General features: G+C 51.7%; 18 protein-coding genes. 12 read left to right on the top strand and 6 right to left on the bottom strand.

Annotated features, from left to right (window positions below; genetic code table 11):
• The first annotated feature begins 20 nt into the window (after positions 1 to 20).
• Entirely contained in the window at positions 21 to 764 is a 744-nt protein-coding gene (locus MPF33_07915) for a DUF87 domain-containing protein (protein MCI2415148.1), read from the top strand.
• Between the two features lie 24 nt (positions 765 to 788).
• Here MPF33_07915 and MPF33_07910 read toward each other — a convergent pair whose 3' ends face one another.
• On the bottom strand, positions 789 to 1,628 hold the full coding sequence (locus MPF33_07910) for an undecaprenyl-diphosphate phosphatase (protein ID MCI2415147.1): 840 nt from the start codon (positions 1,626 to 1,628) through the stop codon (positions 789 to 791).
• Positions 1,629 to 1,840: 212 nt separating this feature from the next.
• On the opposite strand from MPF33_07910, the gene MPF33_07905 reads away from it, so the two are divergent.
• The 4 genes from MPF33_07905 to MPF33_07890 all read left to right on the top strand — a co-directional run bounded on the left by MPF33_07905 (position 1,841) and on the right by MPF33_07890 (position 4,444).
• Positions 1,841 to 3,235, top strand: a complete 1,395-nt coding sequence (locus MPF33_07905; GenBank protein ID MCI2415146.1) for an MFS transporter — start codon at positions 1,841 to 1,843, stop codon at positions 3,233 to 3,235.
• 100 nt (positions 3,236 to 3,335) lie between these two features.
• On the top strand, positions 3,336 to 3,701 hold the full coding sequence (locus tag MPF33_07900) for a hypothetical protein (GenBank protein ID MCI2415145.1): 366 nt from the start codon (positions 3,336 to 3,338) through the stop codon (positions 3,699 to 3,701).
• Between the two features lie 57 nt (positions 3,702 to 3,758).
• The gene (locus MPF33_07895; GenBank protein ID MCI2415144.1) at positions 3,759 to 3,971 is read left to right on the top strand and encodes an SWIM zinc finger domain-containing protein; all 213 of its coding nucleotides are present in this window, start codon (positions 3,759 to 3,761) and stop codon (positions 3,969 to 3,971) included.
• A 95-nt stretch (positions 3,972 to 4,066) separates the two neighbouring features.
• Positions 4,067 to 4,444, top strand: coding sequence for a hypothetical protein (locus MPF33_07890; protein MCI2415143.1), 378 nt, complete (start codon positions 4,067 to 4,069; stop codon positions 4,442 to 4,444).
• Here MPF33_07890 and MPF33_07885 read toward each other — a convergent pair.
• Positions 4,428 to 5,129 (bottom strand): protein-L-isoaspartate O-methyltransferase, encoded by a 702-nt coding sequence (locus tag MPF33_07885; GenBank protein MCI2415142.1) that lies wholly within the window; start codon positions 5,127 to 5,129, stop codon positions 4,428 to 4,430. The genes MPF33_07890 and MPF33_07885 overlap by 17 nt on opposite strands.
• A 92-nt stretch (positions 5,130 to 5,221) precedes the next feature.
• On the opposite strand from MPF33_07885, the gene MPF33_07880 reads away from it, so the two are divergent.
• The 3 genes from MPF33_07880 (at position 5,222) to MPF33_07870 (ending at position 7,439) form a co-directional block, all read left to right on the top strand.
• On the top strand, positions 5,222 to 6,367 hold the full coding sequence (locus tag MPF33_07880) for an MFS transporter (GenBank protein ID MCI2415141.1): 1,146 nt from the start codon (positions 5,222 to 5,224) through the stop codon (positions 6,365 to 6,367).
• 377 nt (positions 6,368 to 6,744) lie between these two features.
• Complete coding sequence (locus tag MPF33_07875; protein MCI2415140.1) at positions 6,745 to 7,077, top strand: DsrE family protein; 333 nt, start codon at positions 6,745 to 6,747, stop codon at positions 7,075 to 7,077.
• Positions 7,074 to 7,439 (top strand): hypothetical protein, encoded by a 366-nt coding sequence (locus MPF33_07870; GenBank protein MCI2415139.1) that lies wholly within the window; start codon positions 7,074 to 7,076, stop codon positions 7,437 to 7,439. The genes MPF33_07875 and MPF33_07870 overlap by 4 nt, the downstream gene beginning before the upstream one ends.
• A 67-nt stretch (positions 7,440 to 7,506) precedes the next feature.
• Here the strand turns inward: MPF33_07870 and MPF33_07865 are convergent, their stop codons facing one another.
• Positions 7,507 to 8,070, bottom strand: a complete 564-nt coding sequence (locus MPF33_07865; GenBank protein ID MCI2415138.1) for an acetate uptake transporter — start codon at positions 8,068 to 8,070, stop codon at positions 7,507 to 7,509.
• Between the two features lie 151 nt (positions 8,071 to 8,221).
• Between MPF33_07865 and MPF33_07860 the strand changes: the two genes are divergently transcribed.
• The gene (locus MPF33_07860; GenBank protein ID MCI2415137.1) at positions 8,222 to 9,130 is read left to right on the top strand and encodes a fumarylacetoacetate hydrolase family protein; all 909 of its coding nucleotides are present in this window, start codon (positions 8,222 to 8,224) and stop codon (positions 9,128 to 9,130) included.
• On the opposite strand, the gene MPF33_07855 is transcribed toward MPF33_07860, so the two are convergent.
• Positions 9,109 to 10,308 carry a hypothetical protein gene (locus tag MPF33_07855; protein MCI2415136.1) on the bottom strand — a complete coding sequence of 400 codons (1,200 nt, stop codon included), beginning with the start codon at positions 10,306 to 10,308 and terminating at the stop codon, positions 9,109 to 9,111. The two genes, MPF33_07860 and MPF33_07855, sit on opposite strands and share 22 nt — an antisense overlap.
• 116 nt (positions 10,309 to 10,424) lie before the next feature.
• Here MPF33_07855 and MPF33_07850 point away from each other — a divergent pair, with 116 nt between their 5' ends.
• Positions 10,425 to 11,837: an MFS transporter gene (locus MPF33_07850; protein MCI2415135.1), complete on the top strand. Its 1,413-nt coding sequence runs from the start codon at positions 10,425 to 10,427 to the stop codon at positions 11,835 to 11,837.
• Here the strand turns inward: MPF33_07850 and MPF33_07845 are convergent.
• Positions 11,815 to 12,423, bottom strand: coding sequence for a type 1 glutamine amidotransferase (locus MPF33_07845; GenBank protein MCI2415134.1), 609 nt, complete (start codon positions 12,421 to 12,423; stop codon positions 11,815 to 11,817). The genes MPF33_07850 and MPF33_07845 overlap by 23 nt on opposite strands.
• A 171-nt stretch (positions 12,424 to 12,594) precedes the next feature.
• On the opposite strand from MPF33_07845, the gene MPF33_07840 reads away from it, so the two are divergent.
• Positions 12,595 to 13,287 carry a creatininase family protein gene (locus MPF33_07840; GenBank protein ID MCI2415133.1) on the top strand — a complete coding sequence of 231 codons (693 nt, stop codon included), beginning with the start codon at positions 12,595 to 12,597 and terminating at the stop codon, positions 13,285 to 13,287.
• Between the two features lie 3 nt (positions 13,288 to 13,290).
• Here the strand turns inward: MPF33_07840 and MPF33_07835 are convergent, their stop codons facing one another.
• Positions 13,291 to 13,977, bottom strand: coding sequence for a mechanosensitive ion channel family protein (locus MPF33_07835; protein MCI2415132.1), 687 nt, complete (start codon positions 13,975 to 13,977; stop codon positions 13,291 to 13,293).
• Between the two features lie 299 nt (positions 13,978 to 14,276).
• Between MPF33_07835 and MPF33_07830 the strand changes: the two genes are divergently transcribed.
• Positions 14,277 to 14,699, top strand: a complete 423-nt coding sequence (locus MPF33_07830; protein ID MCI2415131.1) for a hemerythrin domain-containing protein — start codon at positions 14,277 to 14,279, stop codon at positions 14,697 to 14,699.
• The last annotated feature ends 138 nt before the right edge of the window (positions 14,700 to 14,837 follow it).

Genomic DNA, 14,837 nt, shown 5'->3' with positions numbered 1-14,837 from the left:
CCCGCTCCAGTTATCTTCACATGATATTAGGAGACATAGTACTCGCTAAGGGGCTGGTGACAAGGAAGTGTGTGGCCATCTTGGGGATAAGGGGCTCCGGCAAGTCCAACACGGCAAAGGTCTTGGTGGAGGAGCTCATCAAGGAGGGAGTCCCAGTTACTATTGTCGACCCAGACGGAGAGTACGTGGAGGAAGTGCTAGCCTACGGCGGGACTGTGGTCAGCGACTTCTCAAGCGACCCAGTTGAACTAGCCCTCTTCCATCAGAAGTCAAACGCCATTGTAGACGTGGACATGAGCGAGTGGAGGGAGGAGTCCTTCACCTTCCTCGCTAAGTACTTGGACGCAATGTGGCAGGTGGCAAAGGCCCACCCAATGGACAGGCTGGTGGTAATTGAGGAGGCGCACGAGTTCGTACCACAGGGGAAGCAGACTGAGCTCTCAGACGCCATAGTGAGGATAGCCTTGAGGGGGAGGAAGAGGGGACTCGGCCTAGTCTTCGTTAGCCAGAGGTCGGCCAAGGTAAACAAGGACGCTTTGACGGAGAGCGAACTCTACTTCCTCCACAAGGTAGTCCACCCCGCAGACCTAAAGGTGTACAAGGAGATCCTACCCCTCAGACCAAAGGAGGTTGAGAGGATAGTACCCTCGCTGGACGTCGGGGAGTCCCTTTTCTACTTTAACGGGGAGGTGAAGAGGGTCAAGGTGAGGAAGTTTGAGCTCGCCCCATCACAAGTTCAGCAACCCAATGAGTCCTTGGTGTGAGCAGTGTTACGGGCGGTGTTCTACTTAACCAATTCCCGTGAGGGTGCTAAGTACCCCACTCGCTAGCGCCATTGCGCCTAAAGCGAAGACCAACAACAGTACCTTCTTAGTCCTGGCGAACTTCAACAGTCCGTCTATCAGCACTAGGCTCACCGCCGTAGCTACGACAACAGATATTTCCAAGGACCCCAGCCCAACTTCGTCCAACGCCTTCTCCACGACCTCCCTTGACAGTAAAACGGTGACCCCTATTGCCCCCAGAGCAGAGGGTATCAGTGCGATGAAAGAGAGCTTGAAGGCGTCCTCAGGCTTATATCCTAGGAGGAGCAGGACTGAGGTCATCATCCCCGACCTGCTCACCCCTGGGAGGGCGGCTAGGCCTTGGGCCAGCCCAACTAGAGCCATCTCCCTCAAGCTCATGTCCTTAACTCCTTTTTTAGGCCTGTAGGCTCTCCTGGAGAAGTGGATTACCAGCCCGTCAGCTATCAGTACTAGACCTAGCGCGGTCATGGGCACGCCGATGGCGGGACCCCTTACTAGGTCAACCACGGCGACGTATATTGGCATCCCCACCGCCCCCGTCACCAAGGTGGACATCACCAAGTACTTCAAGAGCAAGACGTCCTCCAGGTTGCCCCTCCCAGCTAACGCCCTCAGCACTCCGTATATCTCCCTCCTAAAGTACACTACCGCAGCCAGTATCGTCCCCATCTCCATGAAGAGCCCAAAGGAGTACCCCACCGAGAAGCTGACCCCAAGGAGAAAGGTAGAAGCTAGGAGCACTTGGGTCTTACTGCTTATTGGCAACCACTCGCTCACACTTTGGACTACGCCGAGCACCACGCCCACTAGAACTGCGTCCATGCGTTATTGTCCCTTGAGGGGAATAAAAGCAAACCCAACATTAGGCTATATACACCTAAATTCCCTAAATGGTCGCCCCATATTTCCAGTAGGGAAAGTAGGCTATATTTTACTATATATTTCTACATTTCATTGATAAACTATTTAGGAATATATATCCAATAGTCGATAATATTTATATTTCCCAACACCCTTTGGTAAAGCGAGGAGGTATGGACATAAGGTCAGTGTTCAAGCCATTAGACCAAAAGGAGTTTAGTTGGTTCCACGTTAGGTCATTAATAACGACAGGGATGGGAGTGTTCACGGATGGCTACGACTTGTCGTCAATTGGCATAGTGCTGTTAACAGTGCTGTCCGCCTTAGGGATCACTGAGCACAGCCCCGACTACGCCCTCTACACGTCGTTGATATCGGGGTCGGCACTAATTGGTGCGGCCGTGGGGGCGATAATCTTTGGCATGCTGTCTAACAGGGGGAGGAAGACCTTCTACGGGGTCGACGTGGCTTTAATGACGGTAGGCGCAGTACTACAGGCTTTTGTGACCTCACCCATAGAACTCGTCCTGGTTAGGTTCCTGCTGGGCCTCGGCGTAGGCGCCGACTACGTCCTGTCGCCAATGATAATGGCGGAGCACTCCAACGCAAAGGACAGGGGGAAGATCATAGCCTTGGGCTTCGGGCTCTTCTGGGGCTTCGGGGCCACAACCGCGGCACTTATATACCTTGGACTGTCCTACTTTGGAGTGTCACCGGACGTGACCTGGAGGGTAGTCCTAGCAGCAGGAGCAATACCTGCAGCGTCGGTAATCTACTTGAGGAGGAAGATACCCGAGACCCCTAGGTACCTTGCTAGGATAAAGGGGGACGTAGAGGGACTCAGGAAGGTAGTAAAGGAGGTGGTGGGCCAGGAATTGCAGGTGTCGAGCGAGCTCAGAGACGTCAAGGCGTTCTCGGAGTACTTTAGGAGATTCTGGAGGAACTTCCTTGTGGCATGCGTCCTTTGGTTCCTCTTCGACATAGTGGCTTACTCTGGAATACTCTTTGGTCCGTCCTTGATAGCTAAGAGCCTGGGGATAAACTCCGGCGTGTTCCAGCTTCTGGACGAGGGCATCTTCGTGGTACCAGGAGGGATAGTTGCCTTATCCTTTATAGATAGAATAGGCAGAAAACCACTCCAAGTGGTCGGTTTCATAGGCATTGCCCTTTCCTTGTTCGCCTTCTCAGCCTACAAGGACATCGCTGGAGCGGCCTTTAGCCCTGTGGTCGCCTACGCGCTCTACGGCATGATGGGCTTTGCACAACAAGCTGGTCCAGGGTCGATAAGCGCCACCGGGCTTTTAGGCGTCGAGCTAGCCCCCACAAAGGTCAGGGGAATAGTGCAGTCGCTGACCGTGGCCTCTGGGAGGATAGGGGCGTCACTGACGTCCTTCGTCTTCCCCTCGCTTTTCATCACGTACGGAGAGGGCTTCGCTGTGGGCTTCCTGGGGGCAATAGCCCTAGCGTCCGCGGTGATAACGTGGCTGTTAGTGCCTGAGACCAAGGGCAAGCCACTTGAGGAGTCCTCCAAGGAAGTGGAAGTACAGCTTGAGCAGACAAACAAGTAATACCTTTTTTGTGCGACGGACATTCTGTTTACGCATTTACGTGGGAACTAAGATCTGCCATTATAGATTAGTTTAATATTGTATAAATGGATGATATTTTATGCTCTCCCTTGACCCCATCCAAATTGCCAAGATGCCCTACACCCAGAGGAATGACACCATAATGAAAGTGCTGAATACACTGTTCACGCTCGACGACAACCAGAAACTTGAGGCAGTAAAGGGCCTCCTGACGGCGCTGGGGGCAAAGGCATCAGACGAGGACTACGCGAACTGGTGCGACTCAATGATGAGGGTACTATCCATGTACCCGGACGAGGTGGTAAAGGCAGTCCTGTCGCTGAGGGCAAAGGCAGTCCAGTCCCTCCCCAAGGAGGTGCAGGAGAGGGACGCGAAAGTAGTGGGCCAAGTCATCAACAGCCTAGACGCCTCCGTCAGGGAGAAACTGGCAAGGAACATGAAGTAACCACTTTCGGCCTCCCCTCAGCCAATATCTAAAACTTTTTCCCTCGTGTACCCCTACTTGGTCTCCGCAAGGCTTTACGAGGGCAGGAAGGTCTTCCTCCTAGTAGTTGATAGTGAGGAGAATCCCCTTGAAAGCTACGTCGTCAAGATAGACGCGGGAACTAGGGTAAGGGCAAGCTGTAGCTGTCCCGGCTTCGCCATAAAGGGAAAGTGTAAGCATCTCTCCACGGCGATGAGGAGGGTAAAGGACTATATAGACTATATAGAGTAAATAGACATTATATATTTAATCTCAATGACAAATTCATATTTGATCTGACTTATTTAGAAGAAAGGTTTATATCTAGATAATACAAAAAAAATCTTATGCCGTCCAAGTACTTGTTCATTACTAAGGACAAGGTTTTCTCCTACGACGGGAAGGTAAGGGAGCTGAAGAAGGTAAAGGAGATGGACGGCTATGAGGTGAGGCTGGCGAAACCAATGATAGCCTATGACGTGGAGGAGTTAGAACTCCAAGACTTCATGGAGGAGCTCAGCGGTTCCCTAAAGGTGGTCTTCGATCTTCGGTTCACGGATTTCATAGTCTACGCTGACCACTACTCTAAGAAGGTGGAGATCTTTGCAAACAAGGGGAAGTACTTGGAGTTGCCCTACTCCTACCTGCCTCTCCTTCGGTACGTCCTAGCAAAAATTCCCGGCGGTGTCCTCCTGGAAACCGCTGACCTTAGCTTTGAGGACTGAACCCGAGCCTTGACAGGAGCCCCTTCAGTTGCCTCTCTAATAAGTTCACTCTGTGCTCTAGGTCGTCGTTGTCTTCCTCGTAGAAGCCGTAGACTCCCCTCATTTTCATGAAGACCACCTCCATCAGCCTCTCCATCACTGGGGCGTTGTTGACCTTCTTCACCTTATAGAGCCACTGTTTCCTCCAGCCTATCGGCAAGACCATTATCCCTCCTTCCTTGAGTTGTTCGAAGGGCTTACAGAGGAGGGTCGGGGAGGAGGCCCACGCTATTACCCTGTCGTAGGGGGAATCCTCATCGTAGCCGAGGGTACCGTCTCTCTTCATAAGCTTTACGTTGGGATAGTTGAGCCTCTTCCTGGCGTACTCGTACATCTCGTCGTGGATCTCCACGCTTACCACCTTATTAGCGATCTCAGCCATTAACGCCGTGTAGTAGCCTATCCCTGTCCCTATCTCCAGGATTTTCTGCCCTCGAGAAAGCTCTAGGCTGTCCAACATGTAGAGACCGAGATCTAGTGCAGTAGTCGTAACCCCAGGGAAGATGACCAGAGGTTGGCCGGAGTACTTCTCGCTGTACGCAAAGTTCCTCAAGTGCTCCGGCAAGAAGTCCTCCCTATTGACCTTGTAGAATGCGTCCCTCAGCAGAGGGTTCTTTATCCTTGAGGCTAAGTACTCCTTTTCCATTACTCTAAATTCTGCTCTGAAGCTTTAAACCTTGAAGGGGGAGAGATGTTTCTCACACGCATATATACTACATGTCCACAGAATAGTGAGACATGAGGAGACCTTTCCTCTTTGCCCTAGTTCTAGTGTTGCTCACCTTTTCCTTTAGGGCCTCGGACAACATGTTAATGACCACCCTACCCTTAATAGCCAAGTATTACTTCCACTTCTCTAGCCTCACCATAGGCCTCATTTCGTCCCTAGCTACCGTATTCGCCTTCCTGTCAAGTGGGCTCCTGAACGCAAGGCTTAGGGGAGAAGCAAGGAGGAGGGCGTTTTTCATGGCGTCAGCGACGTATGCCTTCTCTTTCCCCCTCTTTTACTTCTCCTCCCCTGCAAACGTGTGGCTACTTACTTCGCTAATTGGGTTTGCAATAGGGATCCTGATGCCCAACGTCGTCACCTCAGCGAGCCTCTTCCCTGAGCAGAGGACAAGGGAGAGGCTACTCTCCCTTTACACACTCGCCTTGAGTACTTCGCTTATAGCAGGCCCTTCCATTGAGTCCGCTGTGCTCTTGAAGTTCAACCTTTTCCAAGCTTTTCTCCTCTTCTCCCCCCTCGCAGTGCTCGTCTTCGCCCTCTCGTTCTTCCTCGACTTTCCCAGGTCAGTGCAAGAGGTCGAGGGCAGAGTGAACGTGTGGAGAAGGAGCGGGTTCAAGCTGTCCGTAGCTTTAAACTTGATGTACGGAATACCCTTCGGGACGCTGACTACCTTTGGGGGAATCTTCGCTGTTAACAGTTTTGGGGCCTCCTATTCGACCGCGACCCTGCTATTTTCCCTGTTCTTCACTACCTCCTTCCTCGGGAGGCTGGCTTTGACCGTCTACCCGCCTAAGAGGCTGTGGAGCTTCGTGGGGCTCTCCACCTCACTCACGTTTGCTGGCCTCGTGATGGCGTTCTTCTCGAGATCGCTACTCATGTACGCCCTCGCCCTGGTCGTGTTGGGAGTCCCACACGGTATAACTTACCCTGTGTCCCTCATATCCATATCCAGGAGCTTCTCTGAGGGGGAGAGGAGCGTGGCTAACAGCTATTTCTCTGCCGTTATGACCGGGTTCTCCTCCTTTGTCCCCTTGTTGATATCAGGAGTAGTTGACGTCTTGGGCATAAGGGGGTCCTTTGGAGTCTTGGCTTTGGTCACCCTGTTTTTCACAGCTTATATATTCAACATGTTCAAGCAGGTGCAGAAGCAGGGATAGCAATAGTTGACTAAAACCGGTCGCCAGAGACTTACGCTACTGACAGGGAAGGCGTACTGTAACCTTTTGTTGTCGCGACGACCTATTCAGCCCTTGTGCATACCTAACCGACTACTCACTAGGTGGAACCTCTGCTCTAAGGGCGTACAAGGTCGCCATACGTGCTGTCCCCTTGCAGTCTCGCTCTGACGATTCACCTATGAACGATAGAGGTCTAAGTCGCCACACATGACCTAGAATATCTGAACAACAGAACGAAAGTGTAGAGACTAACACGCGTAGGTGGTCATTCCCTTTAATTTCTTTCAGGAATCGATTATATTCCTTTATCTCTTTTCATAGGAAAAACTTATAAGTTAAAGGGATAAGGGTTTAGCATGGCTAAAGTCCTATTTCTTATAATGTCTGGAGACGAGAAGTTCGACCTAGCCATAAGGATGGTATACAACTCCTTCAAGAACAAGAGGTTTGAGGACATCAAGGTAATATACTTCGGACCTAGCCAGAAAAGGCTTATCACCCTTGAGGGGGAAATGAAGAATATGTTCCAGGAGATGCTACAGAACAAAGTAGTGGACTCTGCGTGCATAGCAGTCGCACAGAATATGAACATAAAGCCCAACCTGGAGAGCTTGGGCGTCTCGCTCCTCCCCGCAGGGGAGAGGGTGTCGCACTACGTCAACAACGGTTACGAGGTCATAACGTTTTGAACAAAGGGACGTTGTGGCTAGCAGCGGCAGGAGTAACAGTCCTACAGATGCTGATAGGTAACGTAATGACCTATTATGCTCCTTATCCACCGCTTTTGGGCGCCCACGCGTTCCTAGCTGGAATCCTCCTCCTGTTAGCCCTTTTTGGACTGAGGTTCGCCGAGAAGGGAAGGGAGAAGAGGATAATGATGGGCAACATACTACTGGTGGTGTTAATCTCGGCCCTCGGCTTAGCTTTTTTGCAATCGCAGTCAAACGCGGTCATCTTGCTACACTTCCTGCTGTCAATAGGTCTCGTCTCCAACTTCTCGGTTCTCTACGGTATCTACATAGGTGAAAGGGAGGCCCAAGGGAAGGCTTGAACTGAGACAAGGAAAGCCAACAGGCGTCTTTTTCCTTCTCCAATAATGTAGATTAAAAAAGGAGGTCTTAACTTAACGGGGCCTTCCCTAGGGGTGGGTTCTTTCCTAAGCTCTCCGCTACGACGATAGCCAGGCCCGTATACCAAGCTGCTATGGCAGTGAGGATGCCTACGTATCCCCCTGCGTGGGTCAGAGCTACGCTATTCAAGATCGCCCCAGCTCCCAACAGGAAGAATGTTATCCAGAGCAGTAGGAATGTCACGAAAAGCCCCATGTTGGCCTTAAACGTCCCTATCCACATTGCGAACGTGAATATGCCGAAGGCTATGAGCACTAGACCTACTCCCTGTGCCGTAATGCCTCCGAAGATACCCAAGGCCGTGAGGAAGTACCACTCCCAGAAGGCACCATACGTGAAAAATGCCGTATATCCAAACGTGTTCCCGGCCCTCCACTCGAGGACTCCTGCGAGTAACTGGGCCAGACCGCCGTAAAAAGCTGCTAGCCCCAGTACCACTCCCGCTCCTTGAGACGACAATATCCCCGCATTAAACGTGCTTAACACTAGCGTCGTTAGAGCGAAACCGGACAGACCTAGCGGTGCCGGGTTTGCTCTCTTTTCGTATGACATGCATAGTACTAACAGTCCCATGTAATTAAAACTTTCTTTAATTATACGGAAAAATCTAAAACATATGGCGATAATACGACCCCTATATAAAAAGTTTAAACCCGAATGTAGTCAACGCAAGTTTTTAAGTGAAACCCCGCTAATTTCTACCATGAAGTTACTTTCCTTTTCTCCCGTACCAGGGGAAGGAAAGAGGGTAGGAGTTCTACTTGACGGCAGGGTAGTAGATTTAGCAAAAGCCTACGAGGTGGTGTTTGAGGCAAGTGCTCCCAACTGGTTCTTCGACTTGAAGGAGTTCGTTGCAGGGGGAGATGGGGCACTCCTCTTGGCTAAGGAGACCTTGTCCAAGCTGAAGGGAGTGGAGAGAGAGGTGTCCTACGACCCAGAGAAGATCGTTTATTACCCTCCCATTGAACGTCCAGAGAAGATCCTCCTACTAGCTGTAAACTACAAGTCCCACGGCAACGAGACCAGCACCTCCCCTCCCAAGGAGCCATATCTCTTCACGAAGTTCGCCAACGCCTTAGTGGGTCACAACCAGCCAGTGGTCTACCCGAAGGCGTCTAGCAGGGTGGACCACGAGGTGGAGCTTGCAGTTGTCATAGGCAAGAGGGGGAAGTATATCCCAAGGAGGGGGGCGTTCAACTACGTTTTTGGGTACACTATAGCCAACGACGTGAGCTTTAGGGACAAGCAGTTCCCCCCAGAACCTCCTTACGGGATGAGGTGGGTCCACGGGAAGGGCATGGACACGGCCATGCCCCTAGGGCCTTGGATAGTGACGAGGGACGAGCTTGATCCCAACTCTGTGAAGCTGACGCTCAAGGTGAACGGCGAGGTAAGGCAAGAGGGCTATGCTGAGGACATGATATTTAAGGTAGACGAGGTAATTGAGTACGCCTCAAACGGGATAACCCTCTCCCCTGGAGACGTGATCTCAACGGGCACCCCGCAGGGGGTGGCGCTGGCCACGGGGAGGTACTTGAAGCCAGGGGACATGATGGAGGCGGAGATAACTGGAATTGGAGTGCTCAGGAACTACCTAGTGGAGGAGAAGTGAGACCTCAGCGCCATCGCCATTCCCCTGTCCCACGTCGAGACCAGGAGCTTGTTTCCCTTCTCAACCTCCCTTGACAGTACTTCCAGGATCACTTTCCTCTTGTCCTCCGTTAGGTACTCCTCTGGGGCCTCAATCACTATCAACGCTCTATCCCTCACAGAGGCGAGCTCTAGGATCACAGTGGCCAAGGCTTTGACCCACTTGAGGGCAGAAGTAACTTGGACCCCTTGGTACTCCACTACCCCTCCGTCGACCTTTAGCCCTAGTGAGTTTTCACTCAGCACTCCTTTCCCTCTCCTCACCCTCTCCATTGCCATAACGCAGTTGCTTGAAAAGAGCTGTGCGACCTCCTGCTCGGTCAAGGCCGAGAAGGACGCGTTGAGAAGGAAGGGCCTTGACGGGGGTATGTAGACCATCTCTCTCACTCCCAACGTCCTCTCTAGTTCCTCCCTAAAGGAGGAGATGGTGGGCTCTACCAAGACCTCCGCCACGCTTACCATAAAGTCCTCGAAGGTGGATTGGGAGCCAATGGACTTCTCGTTGACCTCCTTTGCCGTAACCCTTAACACCTTGTTTAGCTCCTCCACGTCTACGTCCTTGTTCATCCCCCTGTCCTCTGGCACGTACTCGAGGTTCAAAGAGGCCCTCAAGTTCCCCTCATCGTAGGTGGAGTCCAGGCTCAGGAACATCCCCTTTACCCCGGTCAGCCTGCTGAGGTCTAGCCTTGTCTTCTCCCCAGTAGGGGTGGGACTCGCTTTAACCTCCTTACCGTCCACCTCCACCTTGACGCGTTTCCCTATTTCCTTAGCTACGTCAAACTCCACCTCGACCTCCACGGGGTCCTTCAGGGTTACCCTCCCCTTCTCCCACTTGAGCTTAGCTGAGGTGCTCAGCCTCTCGACCACTGATGGTAACGCGTATGAGGGGTTTACAAACCGGAAGTTCAGCTCCCTCACTATGGCCGAGAGCTCAAAGAGGGCGAAGAACGCCTCCCTGATCTGGTTTGAGAAGGCCCTTGAAGCCTTAAAGTAGAGGTCCCACGCTACTCTCCTCCTCAAGTTGGCGTAGCCCGTGGGGTCAAGGGCACTGAGAGACGTTACCAAGTCGTCTACCTCCTCCCCGTAGAGCACCGTAACGTCGTCTAGGAAGTAGTCCATTTTTCCAGTTGAAACCTTCATATCATATATTATGAAAAAACAGTTAAAACCTTGTGTAAGTCACTTGACGTCGTTCTGCTATGCGTGAAATAGATATATCGAAAACTTTTTATCTCGTGGAGTAGCTTTAGGTTACTATGGACATCAAGACTAGGACAATGGCTCTCCTTTCTGCAATGTTGTTAATAGTCAACTACGTGGAGACTATGGTAATCCCGGCCCTCCCAACTATAGAGACGGACTTCTCAATTTCCGCGACGCTCGCCGGGTGGATAACCTCCGCCTACATGATAGTCGCTGCGGCCACCTCTCCCCTTATGGGAAAGCTGGCAGACACATACGGCAAGAAGAGGATGTACACCATAGCTATCTTGTTCTACATCGTGGCGGTGGCCCTAGCTGGTTTCTCCCCAAACGTCTGGGTACTCATCGCGGCGAGGGCGATCCAAGGGGTCGGGTTCTCCATCTTCCCAATAGCAATCTCGATAATTACCGACTTGTACCCCAGGGAGAGGGTAGCCTTTGCCCAAGCCATACTCAGCGCAATCCTAGGCATAGGCCCTGCACTGGGGCTTCTCATAGGCTCCTACATAGTCCAAGACCTAGGCTGGCAGTACGCCTTCCACACGGCAGCTATCCTCTCGCTTGTGGTGTTCGCCCTCTCCGAGGTCTACTTACCTCACACTGGTCACAGGGTCGAGGAGAGGGTGGACGTGGTAGGGGCGACGCTAATAGGGCTGGCCACCGTGATGACGTTGGTTTACTTGACGGAGATACCGGACTGGGGTGAATTCTCTTTGCAGAACTTGTTGTTGCTGTTCTCGGGGATAGCGCTCTTCGGCGCCTTCATCGCCTTCGAGAGAAGGACAAGTGAGCCCCTCCTAAAGCTTGAGCTCTTTAAGGTAAGGAACTTCGCCGCTGCCAACTTGGTTGGGCTCATTTCGGGGGTTGGGATGTTCATGGTGTTCATCTTCCTGGTCTACTACTCTCAGCTACCCGCCCCATATGGCCTAGGCCTCTCCATAATACAGTCCGGGCTCTTGATGTCGCCAGTTGCCTTTGGGATGGTCATATTCGGGCCCTTGTTCGGTAGGCTACTGCCGAGGGTTGGACCCAAGCCCATAATGATCCTGGGGACTGTGCTGGGGATAGTCTCCTACTTCCTTTTTATAGTAAACAGGGCGACCCCACTTGCAATACTGGAGGACGGCTTCCTGTCCTCTGTGGGGCTTGTGGCAATAATCCTCCCCTTAGTGAACATGGTAGCACTCTCCCTCCCAGACGAGTACAGGACGACGGGGATGGGGATGAACACGTTGCTGAGGACGCTAGGGGGTTCAGCGGGACCAGTGATAGCCACCGTATTCATGGACTCCTACCAAGACCCCATAGTGATGATGTACAACAACCAGCCCCTAGTCCTGGGCTTTGTGCCCTCGGCTACGGCGTTCAACTACATATCCATAACGGGGATAGGGATAATGGTGCTCACCCTGATATCGGCTCTGCTCATAAAGAACTACACCTTCAGAGTTGTAACCAGAGCTTGACCAACTCCTTGGCGAGGCTGTAAAGCTCGTCCTCTACCTCCCTCACTTCCTCGACTATTTTCTTGTCCCCTCCGTACTCCTCAACCCACTTCTCCACGATCTTCGAGTCAACCTCAACGTGGAACTGAAGTGCAAGCGCCCTTTTGAACGCAAAAGCCTGGAAGTACTTGTCGCTATAAGCTAGGAGGGAGGAGCTCCGTGGAAGGGTAAACGTGTCACCGTGCCACTGGAACACCCTCCTCTCTCCAAGGTGGTTTAGGAACTTCACGGTGTGGACGCCTATCTCTGGGCCGAAGTGACCCTTGACCACTTCTCCACCGAGGGCCTTCGAGGTCAGCTGTGAGCCCAAGCAGACCCCCAACACCCTCTTCCCAGAGTCCACTGCTTCCCTTATCGCTTCCATCTCCTTATACAAGAAGGGGTACTTGTCTGCCTCGTAGACGCCCATGGGCCCTCCCATTACTATTAGTCCGTCAAAGCCCTTAGGGTAGTCGTCCCACGCCATGGCCTCCTTTACCTTGTCGTCCAAGAGGTCGACCAAGGTGCCAGGGCCCTCGATTGGATGGTTCTTTATTACAAGGTACATGTCTTAGTTTTCCCCGACAAGCTAATAAGCGATCTTAAACGACAATTTGAAAGGTTTAATTCCACGGCATGGGAACTGAGGGCTTTTCCCAAAATTTTTTAAAAGAGGCAAGGAAGCGGGTGGACAGTTTAAAAACATTAACTTATATCCTTATCTTAATATTAATTTCTCATGAAGCTTTTAGAGGCTACCATGGAAGAGGTCGGCGGAAAGGTTGGGCTCCTGCCGATAGGCAGTGTGGAGCAACATGGCCCACACTTGCCAATGGGGACAGACGCGATTATAGCTGAGGAAGTGGCGAGGAGGATAGAGGAGAGGTTCCCCGAGCACGTTCTACTCTTCCCCACACTCTACGTGGGATGTTCCCTGGAGCACAAGGGGTTCCCCTTCCTGGGGGTGAGGTACGTGACAATGGTCAGCTACCTCCTTGACCTGCTGGAGAGCTCCAAGTCGCTCAACTTGAGGGGGCTCGTCATAGTCAACGGCCACGGGGGAAACGAGAGCGTATTGGACATTGTGCAGAGGGAGTTCAACTTCTCCTCTCCCCCGTTCAAGGTACACGTGATCAACCTAGTGGGCAAGGACGCCCACTTGTTCGGCAATGTAGACCTCCACGCCGGCTCTGCGGAGACGTCGAAGATGAAGGCGATAAGGCCGTCGCTTGTCAGGGAACACAAGCTGAGGGAGGTGAAAGACCCGTGCGTGAAGGAAGGCGTCTTCACTGAGATAACCACTTACGAGGCAAGCCCCTACGGCATAATAAACGATGGCGACGTAGAGGTCAACGAGGACAAGGGGAGGGTGTCCATAGAGAAGGCTGTGGAGGAGATCTCCGAATTCATTAGAAGGAAGTACTTGGAGTAGATCTCACTTCTTCTGGTCCACTCGTTGGGCTTGCTGGGTCTGTTGCTTTGGGTAAAAGTATATTTTGCTACCTAGTACCATGTTGTTTGGGAGAATGGCAGTAGTGTTGTCCGCCTTCTGTATGTAGGTGAACAAGGTCGTTATCTCTTCTACTGTCCCTTCCTCCCCCTGCACGCTTACGTGGTCCTTTATCTTGAATGGCCTAGAGAGGAGGACGAAGAGCCCTGCCAGCGCTTGCCCCATTACCTGCTGTGAGGCAAACCCGACCACAATCCCTAGGAACCCACCCAAGGCGACCCCACTGGCAGCGCCTCCAACCGCACCCGCTATGGCCGCGACTAGCACCCCAACTCCTATTATCCTGAAGACGCTCCTCATGGACGCCGCGGTGGAGTGGTCGTACTTTAGCCTCAGGTTCCAGTACACTATGGCTATGAAAGCCTGCAAGATCAAGTAGCCAAATAACAACGCTAGTAAGACGTTGACGTAGGGCGCGTTTGCGTAGACCCCTTTCCCAGAGATTTCAAATGAAAAGACGGAAAAAGAAAGGCTGGATATGAAGGGAAAAACCAAGTTATTTACAACCGCTGCAACTATCGCGTAACCCACAATGACTAGGACTAACCTAACGGTGTTCTCCCCAATCTTCTTGACTATTTGGTCCCTGGAGTTAACCTCTTCGTCTTTCATTTTGGGGGAATTGAAAGTTGGCGTATTAAGCTTTTCTGCCTTAGGGCTTCCGGCCTTTCTTTGGCCCTATCTCCGTAGCTGACGACTGTCCGTGGAGGCGCTTTAGCGTCCCACCAATAACGCTAAAGGTCACACGCTCTCTACGTCCAACCTAAGCACCTTTATGGAGTTCGTTATACCTAAACTTTTTGAATTTAACACTAATTTTACAAACAAGGTATTAACCCTCGTATATTCGTATATAAGATATTTATTTAGTGCCAACAACGATAAATTATATATGACATCAAGGTGATTGAATGAGGACCTCCATTCAGGGGCTAAAGGATGATCACTCCTTTGTGGAGAAGTCTTTAAATGAGCTGACAGTTTACGACGTAGAGAAAATGAGGGGCACGCTAGCTCGCCTATTTGAAGTGACCAAGTTCCACATGTACGTGGAAGAGGAATACGTGTTCCCTAAAATAGAGGAGAAACCGTTGTCGAGGACACTGCTGTACCAGCACGTAGTGATCTGGAACCTCTTCAACGACCTTCTGAAGGAGGAGTACCCCAACTTTGACCACTTGAGACTACTTTTGGCGATGGTATCTCTCCACGCCTTCTTGGAGGAGGAAAGGGTTTACCCCTACTTTAAGGACACGACACTTGAGGTAGATGAGTTACCAAAAGGTTGGGAGCCCAGGTTCGCAAGGCCTTACGATAGCATGTTTGATAAGTAAGAAGACAAACCTCGCTTGGCGGGGTTTAAGGTTTTAACATGAAAACGATTTCCTTTTATGGCGCTTCCTTTGGCGAACTAAAGATGAGGAGCCCCGATTACTCCCGCAATTCCGGAAGCGTCAAAACCGCAGTTGTGA

Source organism: Candidatus Aramenus sp. CH1 (genome assembly GCA_022678445.1).
Taxonomy (GTDB): domain Archaea; phylum Thermoproteota; class Thermoprotei_A; order Sulfolobales; family Sulfolobaceae; genus Aramenus.
This window is presented reverse-complemented; position numbering and strand designations above follow the sequence as displayed.

What these genes read in the sequence shown, in the direction of transcription:
- MPF33_07915 (MCI2415148.1), top strand. Translation starts at nt 21, where the DNA reads ATGATATTAGGAGACATAGTACTCGCTAAGGGGCTGGTGACAAGGAAG.
- MPF33_07910 (MCI2415147.1), bottom strand. Translation starts at nt 1,628, where the DNA reads ATGGACGCAGTTCTAGTGGGCGTGGTGCTCGGCGTAGTCCAAAGTGTG.
- MPF33_07905 (MCI2415146.1), top strand. Translation starts at nt 1,841, where the DNA reads ATGGACATAAGGTCAGTGTTCAAGCCATTAGACCAAAAGGAGTTTAGT.
- MPF33_07900 (MCI2415145.1), top strand. Translation starts at nt 3,336, where the DNA reads ATGCTCTCCCTTGACCCCATCCAAATTGCCAAGATGCCCTACACCCAG.
- MPF33_07890 (MCI2415143.1), top strand. Translation starts at nt 4,067, where the DNA reads ATGCCGTCCAAGTACTTGTTCATTACTAAGGACAAGGTTTTCTCCTAC.
- MPF33_07885 (MCI2415142.1), bottom strand. Translation starts at nt 5,129, where the DNA reads ATGGAAAAGGAGTACTTAGCCTCAAGGATAAAGAACCCTCTGCTGAGG.
- MPF33_07880 (MCI2415141.1), top strand. Translation starts at nt 5,222, where the DNA reads ATGAGGAGACCTTTCCTCTTTGCCCTAGTTCTAGTGTTGCTCACCTTT.
- MPF33_07875 (MCI2415140.1), top strand. Translation starts at nt 6,745, where the DNA reads ATGGCTAAAGTCCTATTTCTTATAATGTCTGGAGACGAGAAGTTCGAC.
- MPF33_07865 (MCI2415138.1), bottom strand. Translation starts at nt 8,070, where the DNA reads ATGTCATACGAAAAGAGAGCAAACCCGGCACCGCTAGGTCTGTCCGGT.
- MPF33_07860 (MCI2415137.1), top strand. Translation starts at nt 8,222, where the DNA reads ATGAAGTTACTTTCCTTTTCTCCCGTACCAGGGGAAGGAAAGAGGGTA.
- MPF33_07855 (MCI2415136.1), bottom strand. Translation starts at nt 10,308, where the DNA reads ATGAAGGTTTCAACTGGAAAAATGGACTACTTCCTAGACGACGTTACG.
- MPF33_07850 (MCI2415135.1), top strand. Translation starts at nt 10,425, where the DNA reads ATGGACATCAAGACTAGGACAATGGCTCTCCTTTCTGCAATGTTGTTA.
- MPF33_07845 (MCI2415134.1), bottom strand. Translation starts at nt 12,423, where the DNA reads ATGTACCTTGTAATAAAGAACCATCCAATCGAGGGCCCTGGCACCTTG.
- MPF33_07840 (MCI2415133.1), top strand. Translation starts at nt 12,595, where the DNA reads ATGAAGCTTTTAGAGGCTACCATGGAAGAGGTCGGCGGAAAGGTTGGG.
- MPF33_07835 (MCI2415132.1), bottom strand. Translation starts at nt 13,977, where the DNA reads ATGAAAGACGAAGAGGTTAACTCCAGGGACCAAATAGTCAAGAAGATT.
- MPF33_07830 (MCI2415131.1), top strand. Translation starts at nt 14,277, where the DNA reads ATGAGGACCTCCATTCAGGGGCTAAAGGATGATCACTCCTTTGTGGAG.